Annotated in this window: 9 protein-coding genes; 4 read left to right on the forward strand and 5 right to left on the reverse strand. The window is 43.7% G+C overall.

Going from position 1 to position 12,386, the window contains the following annotated elements:
* The first annotated feature begins 3 nt into the window (after positions 1 to 3).
* The 4 genes from ppk1 to AC07M6_RS02275 all read left to right on the forward strand — a co-directional run bounded on the left by ppk1 (position 4) and on the right by AC07M6_RS02275 (position 6,217).
* Positions 4 to 2,040 (forward strand): polyphosphate kinase 1, encoded by a 2,037-nt coding sequence (gene ppk1, locus AC07M6_RS02260; RefSeq protein ID WP_494887217.1) that lies wholly within the window; start codon positions 4 to 6, stop codon positions 2,038 to 2,040.
* Complete coding sequence (locus AC07M6_RS02265; protein ID WP_494887218.1) at positions 2,037 to 2,897, forward strand: SdiA-regulated domain-containing protein; 861 nt, start codon at positions 2,037 to 2,039, stop codon at positions 2,895 to 2,897. The genes ppk1 and AC07M6_RS02265 overlap by 4 nt, the downstream gene beginning before the upstream one ends.
* Before the next feature lie 27 nt (positions 2,898 to 2,924).
* The gene (locus AC07M6_RS02270; protein ID WP_494887220.1) at positions 2,925 to 5,498 is read left to right on the forward strand and encodes a BamA/TamA family outer membrane protein; all 2,574 of its coding nucleotides are present in this window, start codon (positions 2,925 to 2,927) and stop codon (positions 5,496 to 5,498) included.
* A gap of 326 nt (positions 5,499 to 5,824) precedes the next feature.
* A complete protein-coding gene (locus AC07M6_RS02275; RefSeq protein WP_494887222.1) occupies positions 5,825 to 6,217 on the forward strand; it encodes a transposase in 393 nt (130 codons plus the stop codon).
* 266 nt (positions 6,218 to 6,483) lie between these two features.
* On the opposite strand, the gene AC07M6_RS02280 is transcribed toward AC07M6_RS02275, so the two are convergent.
* From AC07M6_RS02280 to AC07M6_RS02300, 5 genes are all read right to left on the reverse strand, one after another.
* Positions 6,484 to 8,871 (reverse strand): GAF domain-containing protein, encoded by a 2,388-nt coding sequence (locus tag AC07M6_RS02280; protein WP_494887224.1) that lies wholly within the window; start codon positions 8,869 to 8,871, stop codon positions 6,484 to 6,486.
* Between the two features lie 145 nt (positions 8,872 to 9,016).
* Complete coding sequence (locus AC07M6_RS02285) at positions 9,017 to 9,625, reverse strand: phosphatase PAP2 family protein (RefSeq protein WP_494887225.1); 609 nt, start codon at positions 9,623 to 9,625, stop codon at positions 9,017 to 9,019.
* Between the two features lie 77 nt (positions 9,626 to 9,702).
* On the reverse strand, positions 9,703 to 10,152 hold the full coding sequence (locus AC07M6_RS02290) for a phosphatidylglycerophosphatase A family protein (protein ID WP_494887227.1): 450 nt from the start codon (positions 10,150 to 10,152) through the stop codon (positions 9,703 to 9,705).
* 213 nt (positions 10,153 to 10,365) lie between these two features.
* Positions 10,366 to 11,181 (reverse strand): DUF475 domain-containing protein, encoded by an 816-nt coding sequence (locus tag AC07M6_RS02295; RefSeq protein WP_494887229.1) that lies wholly within the window; start codon positions 11,179 to 11,181, stop codon positions 10,366 to 10,368.
* A gap of 236 nt (positions 11,182 to 11,417) precedes the next feature.
* The gene (locus AC07M6_RS02300) at positions 11,418 to 12,380 is read right to left on the reverse strand and encodes a hypothetical protein (RefSeq protein WP_494887230.1); all 963 of its coding nucleotides are present in this window, start codon (positions 12,378 to 12,380) and stop codon (positions 11,418 to 11,420) included.
* Positions 12,381 to 12,386 lie beyond the last annotated feature (6 nt).

The following is a 12,386-nucleotide window of genomic DNA, read 5'->3' on the forward strand; positions in this document are numbered from 1 at the left end:
GTAATGGCCGGATATATTTTTTTTGACCGCGACCTAAGCTGGCTCTCCTTTAACCAGCGCATATTGCAGGAGGCCGCGCGCGCCGATATACCCTTAATGGAGCGGGTGAACTTTTTAGCCATTTTTTCATCAAACCTGGATGAGTTTTACCGGGTGCGGATGCCCGTTCTTTACGCCTTGGATAAACTGGGCAAATTAAAAGATACCGCCGCCGGCAATAGTCCGCTAACGCTGGCGCAGGATAAAATACAGGAAAACCAGGAGCAATACGGACAAATTTTTACCCAAAGTATTATACCGGCCTTAAGGCAAAACAATATTCATTTACTGTATAAGGAACCCTTGCCGGCTGCCATTGCCGATGCCGTTGGCGATTATTTTTTTAGCCAGGTAATGGCCTTTTTGCAGCCGGTTGAACTATCGGAAAAGAAAAGGTTTTTCCCGCAAAATAACCAGCTTTATTTTTTGATCAGCCTGGAATATCCTAATGGCAGCGCCAAAACCATGTTGCTTGATATCCCGTCTAATGATCTGCCAAGGTTTTTCAGGGTTGATGTAAAGGATACGGCTTATGTGGTTTTTTTGGATGATATCATCAGGTATAACCTGGATAAGATATTTAAGAACGAAAAAATAACAGGCTGCTATTCCTTTAAAATTACCCGCGATGCCGAACTTGACCTGAAGGACGAATACCCGGGCGATTTATCAGAACAAATAGAAAAACAATTGCTAAAACGCGACCAGGGTATCGCCACACGCTTTCTGCATCAGCCGGGGATACCTTTGCGTATATTGCATTTAGTAAGCGAAAGCTGGGGGATACCGCTATCCAGCCACGTAGAAGGTGGTAACTATCATAATTTAAAAGATCTGTTTAGCTTCCCGGTAAATATACCGGCCCTGCGCTATCCAAAATGGCCGGCCATTATTTATACGCCCGTTGATGAGCAGGAATGTATTTTTGACCGGATAGAGAAAAAAGATCAGCTGATCAATACGCCTTATCAATCGTACGGTACCATTTTGCGGTTTTTTAACGAGGCTGCCCTTGATGAATCGGTAGAGGAAATCTATGTGACCTTGTACCGCGTGGCCAGCGATTCGCGCATTGTTAACGCTTTGATGAACGCCGCTTCCACAGGTAAAAAGGTGACTGTTCTGGTAGAATTGAAAGCCCGTTTTGACGAGGCCAATAACCTGAAATGGGCCAAACGGATGAAAGCCGCCGGTGTAAACATTGTTTATAGCGTAACAGCGCTGAAAGTGCATGCAAAAGTAGCTCTGGTAAAACGCAACATTAACGGGCGTATTAAGTATTACGGCTTGCTGGCAACCGGGAATTTTAATGAAAGTACCGCTGCTTTTTATACCGATCATATTTTAATGACCGCCAATGGGGCTATACTGCGTGAGATAGAACTGCTGTTTATCTTTTTAGCCAAAAGGGAAAAGCCCTCATCGCCAGATCTGATCCCTTTTAAGCATTTGCTGGTGGCCCAGTTTAATTTGCAGGACCGGTTTTTAGAGATGATAGATCGGGAGATCAGCAACGCGGCTAAAGGGTTACCGGCTGCCATCATCATTAAACTAAATAACCTGGAAGAAAGGGTGCTGATCTCTAAACTGTATGATGCATCACAAGCGGGGGTGAAGGTGCAGTTGCTGGTCCGCAGTATTTGCTGCCTGATACCGGGCGTAAAGGGCATGAGCGAAAACATTACCATTAAACGGATTGTTGACCGTTACTTGGAGCATGGCCGGGCGTTCATATTTCATAACAATGGCCAGTCCGAAGTTTATATGGGGTCGGCCGATTGGATGAACCGTAATATTTACCGGCGTATAGAGGTATGTTTCCCTGTTTACAATGAACAGATCAAGTCGGAAATGATCGATATAATTAACCTGCAGCTTCAGGATAACGTACAAGGGGTAATGCTGGACAAAAAAATAGAAAATGTGTCGATAACGGGTGATGGGCCTTCTGTACAATCGCAAAAAGCGATATATGAGCTTTTAAAAAAGAAAAAGGTATGAAAAAAGTAAACGCGCTATTCCTGCTTTTTGCTGTGTTCGGTATGATTTGGGCGATGGGCTGTACTGATAAAAAGGTTTACAACAGTCCGCCCGGATATGATTTGAACAAGCCTGTTAAATACAGAATGCCGGAAGAACTGACAGAAATATCGGGTATCGCTTTCCATCATGGCAAAGCCGATTCCCTGTATGCCGAAGAAGACGAAAACGGCCGTGTTTATTATTTAAAACCGGGCGATACGGAGGTGAAGCATGCCGGGTTTGGCAAGTCGGGGGATTATGAGGATATCGCTATTTTAGGAGATCAGGTAGTGGTGTTAAAAAGCAGCGGCGTATTATTTGTTTTCCCCTTCGGGCAATTAAGGAGCGGCACTATCACCAACATTCAAAAATGGGAAAAGGTTTTGCCTGAAGGCGAATATGAAGGCTTATATGCCGACGAAAAAACTAATCAGTTGTATGCCCTGTGCAAGCATTGCAGTGATGATAACCCATCAAAAAACTGCAGCGGGTATACGCTAAGCTTATCAGCAGATGGATCGGTAAAGCAAAGCGGGCAATTCAGCATTAATGTAAAGGATATCGGGGCTATGTCAGGTGCTAAAAAGATAAGCTTTCATCCATCGGCATTAACAAAAGATCCGGGTACTAACGATTGGTATATCCTGTCATCGGTAAATAAAATGTTGGTTATTGCCGATGCTGATTGGAAGGTTAAGGCGGTATATCCGTTAAACCCTTCTTCGTTCAGGCAGCCCGAAGGGATCACCTTTGATGAACATAATAATTTATACATATCTAACGAGGGGGATGAGATTACAAAGGGGAACGTATTAAAGTTTGACCACAAAAAATAAAGACTTATGGGTTATTTATACAAAAGCATGATTACCCCAAAAATCGCGTTCACCGCTTTTTTGTTATTTGCCGGCACACAGTTATTTTCCCAGTCATTGGTGAAAAACGATAGCGTTACCTTAGCTATCGAACCGCTTTTTGACCAGGTAAATGGTACCCACCGTTTCTTTTTTGGCGAAAGCTACCGAAAGCTTTGGGCAGCCCCGGTTAAAATGCGGGTGTTTCACCTGTTGCAGGAGAAAGGTGGTTTGAAAATATTACAGCGCGGCGGCGGTATGCAAACCAAATCGCTGCGTTTGCAGGATGCTAAAGGGCACGAATGGGTATTGCGTACTATCCAAAAGTACCCTGAAAGGATATTGCCGCCAACGCTGCGAAAATCCGTAGCCGCTACCATTATTTCCGATCAGATAGCCAGCGAGCATCCTTTTGCGGCCATCATTGTGCCGCCTATGGCCGAGGCATTGGGCATACCCCATGCCAGCCCCGAAATTGTTTATGTACCCGATGACCCGGCATTTGGCAAATATCAGAAAGATTTTGCCAGCCAGGTTTTCCTTTTTGAAGAGCGTGAGCCACTGGATGCAGATAACACCGATAATACGACTAAGGCCCAGGAAAAACTGGAAGAAGATAATGACAACCGGGTTGACCAGAAAACATTTTTAAAAGCCCGCTTGCTGGATATGCTGCTGGGGGATTGGGACCGCCACGAAGATCAATGGCGATGGGAACGGAAAAAGGACGATAATAACGGGATCTTGTACGAACCTATTCCGCGCGACAGGGACCAGGTATTTAGCAGTACCTCGGGGGTGATACCCTGGTTGGTTTCCCGGCATTTATTAATGGCTAAGTTTCAAAGCTACCAGGATCATATCCGCTCCATAAACCGGTGGAACCTGAACGGCAGGAACATCGACCGCTACTTTTTGAACGGATTAAACCAGCAAGACTGGGAAACAGCCATTGCCGAGGTACAAAGTAAACTGACCGATCAATTGATCAGCAGGTCGATTAAGTTGATGCCGGATACCATTTATAAGCTCTGCGGAGCGGACATCACCCAAAAACTGATAGCCCGCCGCAATATATTAAAGCGGCAGGCCATGAAGTATTATCGCTTTATTTCGGGAAAAGTAGAAGTGCCGGCTACGGATAAGCGCGAACATATCGATATCACCAATGAAGCATCGGGCCAGGTGACGGTGAAGATCAATAAAATCAAGAAAGACGGTGAACTGGAGCAGGTGACCTATCAGCGGACGTTTGATCCGGCGGTTACAGACGAGATCAGGCTATATGGCATGGGCGGCGAGGATGTGTTTGCGGTACATGGAAATGCATCGTCACCCATAACCGTTAGGATGATAGGGGGGGATGGTGAGGATTCTTTTGTGATAGACGATAACATCCACAGTAAAGGCAACCGATACATCTACGACCGGTCTGACGAAAAAAACAAATTACCGGCCGCTAACCAGGCCAGGTTGCGCACATCAACCGATACGCTGGTGAACAGCTTTGTTAAGAGGAATTTTAAATACGATTTTTTACAGCCGTTGATGCTGGCCAGTTATAATAAGGATTATGGCCTGCAGTTTATCGGTAATTTTATCTATCAGAAACAGGGTTTCAGGAAAGATCCTTACGCTTTCAGGCAAAGCCTGATGGTTAATTACGGGTTTGGCACCAGCTCCTTACTGTTAAACTATAAAGGCGAGTTTAAGCAGGCTATTGGCAAAAGCGATATACTGGTTAATATTTTAAGTAAAGGGCCTAACTATACCAGTTACTTTTTTGGTACGGGTAATAACAGTGTTTTTGTTAACTCGGGGAACCAAAAGATCAGGTATTACCGCAATATTTACAATTACCTTGATGGCGATATCAGGTTGAGGCATACCTACAATAACTGGACAGTGAGCGCAGGCGTTGGCGGCCAATATTACCATGGCGATGATGATGACAATCAAAACAAATACCTGAAAAATTACGATCTGCAGCAGCCGGGCGAGAAGGTGTTTTCGGGACAGGGGTTTGCCGGGGTAGTAGCCGGTTTCAGTTTGGATACACGTAATAAAAGCATTGTTCCGCACAGGGGTGTTTATTGGACAACCGACCTGTCGGCCATGAAATCTGTTAATAGTAATGCCCACACCTATGGACAAATTGAATCGGAGTTTAGTTTTTACATCAACCCGGCCAGCGACTCGACATTTATTATTGCCGACCGTATTGGCGTTGGTACCACATTGGGTAACGCGGCCTATTATCAGCAATTAAAATTAGGCGGTAATCAAAATTTAAGGGGCTTTTACAGCTGGCGGTTCACCGGGAAAACCATGGCGTTCAACAATCTTGAATTGCGGATGAAACTGGCCGATGTAACATCGTACCTGCTGCCAGGTACCCTGGGTTTGATTGCGTTTAACGATGTAGGCAGGGTGTGGTCGCCGGGCGAAACTTCGTCGCAATTGCATGTGGGTTATGGCGGCGGCCTCTTCTTTTTACCGGGTAACCTGTTTTTAATACAGGGTGTGGTCGGCTTTTCAAAGGAGGGCGCTTATCCTTATATCTCGGCTGGATTTAGGTTTTAGCCTGTTGCAAAGGGGTTAACACAACTTAACACAATTTGGCTAAAAATTGACTTAAGTAACTGGTAATTAATTATTTAGATTTTTTAAGTGTTAACCCTGAAAAAACCCGCAGGTTCAAGCGTCTGCGCTTGAACCATAGTGTTAAGTAAGCGTCCACGCTTACTTTAAGATAGAAGGGGCGTGGACGCTCAATGAGAAGGTGATTCCAGTGTGGACGCTGGAGCCTGCCATTATACATTTTTTGATTAGCAGGTTCAAGCGTCCGCGCTTGAACCATAGTATTAGTAAGCGTCCACGCTTACTATCTGATTACTAAACTTTACACTATGCCACGACGAATTGCAACAACTGATGAGCTATACTTTGTAACAATTACAATAGTAGATTGGATTGATTTATTTACAAGGCGGATATATAGCGATGTTGTGATCGAAAATTTAAGTTATTGCCAAAAACATAAGCACTTGAATATTTATGCCTATGTATTAATGACTAATCATTTACATTTAATAGCTAACGTAGATGAAGGAACATTGAGCGATGTATTACGCGACTTTAAAACATTCACATCAAAAGAATTATTCAAAATTATTAATGGTAACGAACGGGAAAGCAGGAGAGATTGGTTAATTAGTTCGTTTGAAAGATCAGGAAAAAATAATCCATTAAATAAACGCCACCAATTATGGCAAAATGGTAATCATCCGGTTTTATTATAACTGCATCTGTAACACAACAAAAGGTTGATTATATACATAACAACCCGGTGAAGGCAGGCTTTGTAGGGTCGGCTCATGAATATTGGTATAGCAGTGCAAACCCAGATAGTCCTTTGAAAATTGTTGAGTATTAAGCGTGGACGCTGAAATTTCCCGCAGTTTCAAGCACCCACGCTTATTTGAAAACAGCAGGAGCGTGGACGCTCAATGAGAAGTTGGGTTCCAGCGTGGACGCTGGAACCTGCAATGGCAATTACCCGGTGCACCTATGCCAAAACCGGCATAGTTAATAATTGCTTGTACAACTTATCGTACGATAACGCATGCAACTGGTGCAGGTTTTGTTGGTGCAATATGCCTACCCTTAATGCTTTAAGCCCGGATACGCCTTGCAGGTCTTCCACATCAAAATGTTCAATTTGGCTGTCCAGTATACCGCGGTGCTGCAATATGTTAATGTATTGGGTGTATTCTGCTTCCTCTTCCTCCTTTGAATAAATAATGGTGATCTTGCCCTGCTGTGTAATGCGCTCTTTACTGCCATAAACACGGGCCTTGTCTATCCGTTTTTTGATCACCTCGTAGCGCACGTTATAAGCGCCGTCAATATCAAAATGCTTTTCATCCATACGGAAACGGATAGCGATAGGGGTACTGAAAACCAATATCAGCGAAGTAACCCCCAGTTTATAAGGCAGCGCATCTTTCAAATGAAACTGCTCTATTTCCATTTCGGCGGTAACCATTAGCTGCCAAAGGCGCAAACGACGCAGGTCGTGATGGTCAAAAAGCTCTTTAGGGGCAATAGACGCGCCTATGTAAAGGTTATGTTCAACACCATCGGTTTTAAAGCGCTCGAAGTAATGCGGGAAATATTTTTGAATCTCTTCCTGCCTGTCATCCAGTATGGTAACCAATTTCTCGTTAATCAGCGAAAGCGTTTTTTCGTAATTACGGCGGTTGCTGTGGAATTCGCCGCTTAAGGCATCCACCTGCTCAAAATAGTGGTTAACATCAGCAGCCAGTTTATTACTGTAATTACCGGCATCTTTCAGTAAAGGATAAACATTTACCTCCAGGTAGTGCTGTATGGATTGTTCGGTATCGGCTTTAATATGGATGTTCAGTTCATCAATAAAGCCTTCCAGGTCAATCAGGTGCTGCTTTACAGGTTCAGTTGGGATATAGGGTTGTAGTTGATCCAATATCAATATCAGGCGGTGCAATTGGTTCAGCAGATCGTTTTTAACGCTTTGGTTACGGGTAACAGACGAGTCCTTAATATCAACCTGACCGTATAGCGGATATACATCTTTAAAAACTATTTCCTTTAAACTATAAGCAAGCCCCGAATAACTATTGTTAATATAGTTTTGCGCTTCGCGTTTAAACTTCCAGTCTACGCTGGGGTGCAGGGTAGTATAATTGTTTTGTATAATGGCCCTTACCTTGTTTTGCTGATCGGTAACCTTACGGTCTATAGCATCGGTAATATAAGGCATCACCACTTCCAGTTTATGGGCAGTAATGGTATTTAGTTCCTTTATCCGTGGCGATACCAGTTCGATTACGCCCAGCAATACATCATTTTTAACAACAGGCGCAATTACAAAGCTGCGCACGTTTTGCGCTTTAAAACGCAGCCCTAATTCGCTGCCGGGGTTTTTGGCAATAAATTCGTCTACATCGGCAACAGCCAGATAGTCATGCTCTTTAATGATTTTATCATACGATCCCTGGCACATCAAGGTTTTACAATCTTCATCATGGCTGTTTGATAAAAGGTAACTGTTTACCCGCTGGCCAAAAGGCTTATTGCTAAAGCGGCCTTCTTCCTGATCAAATGATGTGAAACCGATCCTCATATCACTGATACGAAAGATAGAACGGAAAATCGATACCAGACTTTGTTGCAGATCGGGTGTGGGTGACGCGGTTCCCAACAAATTGCTTTTTAATATCGAAACGGCATTTTCAACGGTTACATCAAACAGCGTCATTAAAGCAAAACCCTTCAGGATCCATGCTCCCGAAGGGAAGGTCCGTTTCCATAAGGCCAGGTCATCATAATTATCTAACAGATTGTCGATATCGCTTTGTGTTAATATGGGCGCGTTTGCTGTAGGAATAACTTCAATAAAATCGCCGTTATACAAAATGCGGTAATGCCTCAGGATACCATCTGCCGATGGGATATCATAAAACAGGGGTTTGCTGAAATCGAGCTGTGTGCCGTAAAAACGGTTCAGGATCATACAGCAGCTGGCTACATAAAACTGGTGCTCGTCAAAATCCCGGATATTGATATCAAACCCGGGACCGGCATCTTGAAGGATATTGCGGAAACGTTCGGAATGATTAAATATTAAGCTGACGTATGGGATGCCGACCGCCTTAATTTCGTTAAGCGTTAACGTTGGCGGAAATAACTCGGCCAATAAATGCGAGATAACTTCGGTATTGTTTTCAATTTGTGCTACATCGGTAATACCATCCCTTAATTCGGGGTAGGGGGCTATTTCCTTAAGGATAGCTTTAGCGTGCAAACCTGCATATCCCTCACCGCTGGCAGCAACCGCTTCATAACGCTCTATCATTTTGTGGAATGACAGCCGTATTTGAAAAGGATTATCTAAAAGTTGCGGTAGCATCATTGCTTTAAGGATATACTATTGCAAAGTTACAAAAATAATGCGTTGCGATAATAACCCGATGGTTTCTGACAAATGAATGAACCTATTATGTTATTGAGATGTAAAACGATAGCTATCAGGAGTAAATAGCTGTATATAAACAAATTCAATATCTTAAAAACGACATCCCGATAGCCGATCCGGTGCCTAAAATAGCGCCGGCGGTTACGTCGGTAGGGTAATGCACGCCCAGGTACATGCGCGAATAAGCCACAGTGCCGGCCCATAAAAACGATGGCGCTATTACATACCATTTAGGGTAAGCAGTAGATAAAGCCGTTGCCGTGGTAAAAGTAGATGAGGTATGCCCCGATGGGAACGAATAGTACCCGGCCTGATATACGGCAATAATTTTAACATTACGCACATAAGGGCGCGGGCGCTTTACCAAACTTTTAACCAGTTGGGTTATGGCGGCGGTAACTAACGAACTGCTGGCAATATACATGGAGTTGCGCAGCATTTGTTTATCGTTACTGATAAGGCCACCAACCAGTAAGGTTGCCGGTACGCCAACATCGCCGTATAAATATGAATTGGATACAGCCCTTAAAAACTTTGTTTTTTCTGGTACGCGGTGTTGGGCAAAGTCTATCAATACGTCTTCATCAAAAGCCTGTAGCCTTTGCGGGAAATTAGGATGCTTTACTTGTGTTACCACGGTATCCTGCGCTTTAACGGCGCCGGTAAAACAAAATATGATAAGTAGCGGCAAAAAAATGAGTTTTAAGCAGGGGCGATAATGCATAGCGCAATATACTACTAAATCATAATTGACGCGCCGCGGTACTTTTAGTAATGCAGTAACAATACGGCTATTTGCAAAACAATATTGCCATAAACCCCGGCTAAAATATCGTCCATCATTACACCTGTGCCGCCGGGTAAGGCTTCCAGCCGGCGGATGAACAGGGGTTTCACCATATCAAAAAAGCGGAACAGGATAAAGCCGGCCAGTAACAGCCAGGCATTATGTGGGATAAAGGCCATAGTAACCAGCATGCCGGCCACTTCATCAATCACTACCCGGTAACTGTCCTTCCCCCAAAAGGGTTCTACCTTGTTGCCAACATAAATGCCAATGAGGGTGATGATGAGGGTGATTAACAAAAAGATCCAGTTGTTTTGCCCGGCCGCTGTTGGCCATAACAGCCAGATCAGTCCGCAGGTAACAGCGGCGGCAATAGTGCCGCCGCCTTTTATATAACCGATGCCAAACCAGGTGGCAATGAGTTTATTCATGTTGATTGTAATGTTAAGGTATAAGCCCCCATGTCATTTCGAACGAACAGCGACGGGTAAAAGTGATGGGGTGAGGAGAAATCTTATACGCAATGCAGTCTGTCATAGTATATCGTATAAGATTTCTCTTTCGCCCTATCTCGCCAACCCACCTCCGCTCTATCGAAATGACACGTTTTTATTAAACTCACTAGTTTTAACATTTAAGCTCCTTTAGCTTTTATCCAGCACATCTTCCGCATGCTCGGCCACATGTGGCTCAATGGTATGCTTTTTAGGGAAGTTGAAGAATATAGAAGTTAATACAGGTATAATAAAAATAGCTACGGTGAATATGGAGGTAGCTATATCCGCGCTTTCGCCCTCCATAAATTTTGATACCGCGGTTTCCGGGTAAAAGTGAACGAATAGTGAGGAGGTTAGTTTTATCCCCAATACACCTATTACGATGAAAGCGATAGTTTCCAGGAAAGTGAATTTTTCCATCAGCTTTACAAAGGCCTGCGCCACAAAACGCATAGCCAGGATACCGATGAACACCCCGATATAGATGAGCGCCACGTGATCGGTAAAGGCTACTGCCGCAAATACGTTATCGATAGAGAAGGCTAAGTCCATAATCTCTACCAGTGCAACGGTAGCCCAAAAATTACCTATCAAACCAACGGTTGATTTGTAAAGCCAGTTTTTGCTTTTGTCAACTTCCTCTTCGCCGCCAGGGCCTTCGTTGGCCTTGCCTTTAAAATAATCGAAAGCCAGGTACAGGAGGTAAAGGCCGCCTAATGGTTTCAACCACCAGATTTTTACCAGCCAGGCTGCTAAAAACAGGCAGATACCGCGCATTACATATGCGCCAATAATACCGTAACGTAAGGCCCGGCTACGCTGGTGCTTAGGCAGATCGAGCACCATAGTGGCCAGCACGGCGGCGTTATCAACCGACAGCAGGCTCTCGATAACGATCAGGTTTAAAACAATCAATAAGCCGGCTTTAAGATCGGGGCCTAATAAGTCGTGTAATAATTCCATTTGATTAGATTGGATTTTTCGGTAAAGATATCATTTTAACAGAAAGTTGGCCTGTGGTTTATTTAACCACAAAGAACACAAAGATTTTGGATGCTGATTAACACAAAGGCCACAAAGTTCTTTTTAAGTTTAATCACAAAGCTAAGATGCGAGTTGAAAAACCTTTGTGCGCTTTGTGTTAGCCATTATGATATTTCTTAGCGCACTTTGTGGTTAAATTAACCCCAAAGCCAAATTTACATCATATCGGTGTTCAGCATACTTTTTAACATATTGGCCTGCACATCCACATCGCTGATATTTTGCAGGAAGTTAATATCATTCAGTTTTTTATAGTTATCAATTAATAAGCTCCTTACCGCGGCTGGGATTTGTGTTTTGATATTGTTCACGCTGCTGTTCAACTGATCGTTTTTGGCTTCTAATTCGCGTATAAAGCCTTCTTTTTTTGACAGATCAGTCGCCGCGCCGCTGGTATTGATCTTGCTTACATCGCAAAACAAAAATAATTCCCTTGCGGGGAAATACAGGAAATAGCGCTCGGTTTCGTTGATCTGGTAAACCTCAGCTATCATATCACCGGCCCGCAAACCGCAATAAAAACTACTGCGGAAATCGTACTTGCACAGTTGCCCCATCAGCTTGCGCTGGATGATGGCATAAGCATTACTGTACACATCGTTAGGTTGATACTGGATCAGTTCGGTAATCAGCGCGGGAGATACTTCGTAAAAGAAATCCTGCGCGTAGCGCGCGCTGAACGAATTGATGTTCTTGGCAAACGGATATTCCGACGTATCATCCGACAAAACCTGGTACAACTTGCGTAACGACGTATTGATCTTAAGCGCCTGCCTTTGCTGGTCGAGTTTAAATTGTTCCAGCGAAAAGGCCGATTCCTTAATTTTATCGATCAGGTCTTCGTTCAGCTGGATCTCATCCAGCAAAATCAGTACGCTTTTCTCGTTATTCTTTTTGATTTTGCGTAACAGATCCAGCAGGGTTTGAGTAAACTGGAGATGAAACAGCTCCAGTTTATTGATATCCAGTTCGGGGTTATCTTCAAATAGCTGATGGATAACCTGGCTGCGCAAATAAATTTTATAAATGATCTCGTCTCCAAAAAAAACGGAGAGCAATTGCAACTTGCTGATTATCCTGTTCGACTCATTTAATATTGCTTTGCGGGCATCATCCATTATTCA

Source organism: Mucilaginibacter sp. GW821-FHT07H05 (assembly GCF_059418485.1).

Excerpts from the sequence above, each read along its gene's own strand:
- ppk1 (WP_494887217.1), top strand. The coding sequence starts at position 4 with ATGGCCGGATATATTTTTTTTGACCGCGACCTAAGCTGGCTCTCCTTT.
- AC07M6_RS02265 (WP_494887218.1), top strand. The coding sequence starts at position 2,037 with ATGAAAAAAGTAAACGCGCTATTCCTGCTTTTTGCTGTGTTCGGTATG.
- AC07M6_RS02270 (WP_494887220.1), top strand. The coding sequence starts at position 2,925 with ATGATTACCCCAAAAATCGCGTTCACCGCTTTTTTGTTATTTGCCGGC.
- AC07M6_RS02275 (WP_494887222.1), top strand. The coding sequence starts at position 5,825 with ATGCCACGACGAATTGCAACAACTGATGAGCTATACTTTGTAACAATT.
- AC07M6_RS02280 (WP_494887224.1), bottom strand. The coding sequence starts at position 8,871 with ATGATGCTACCGCAACTTTTAGATAATCCTTTTCAAATACGGCTGTCA.
- AC07M6_RS02290 (WP_494887227.1), bottom strand. The coding sequence starts at position 10,152 with ATGAATAAACTCATTGCCACCTGGTTTGGCATCGGTTATATAAAAGGC.
- AC07M6_RS02295 (WP_494887229.1), bottom strand. The coding sequence starts at position 11,181 with ATGGAATTATTACACGACTTATTAGGCCCCGATCTTAAAGCCGGCTTA.
- AC07M6_RS02300 (WP_494887230.1), bottom strand. The coding sequence starts at position 12,380 with ATGGATGATGCCCGCAAAGCAATATTAAATGAGTCGAACAGGATAATC.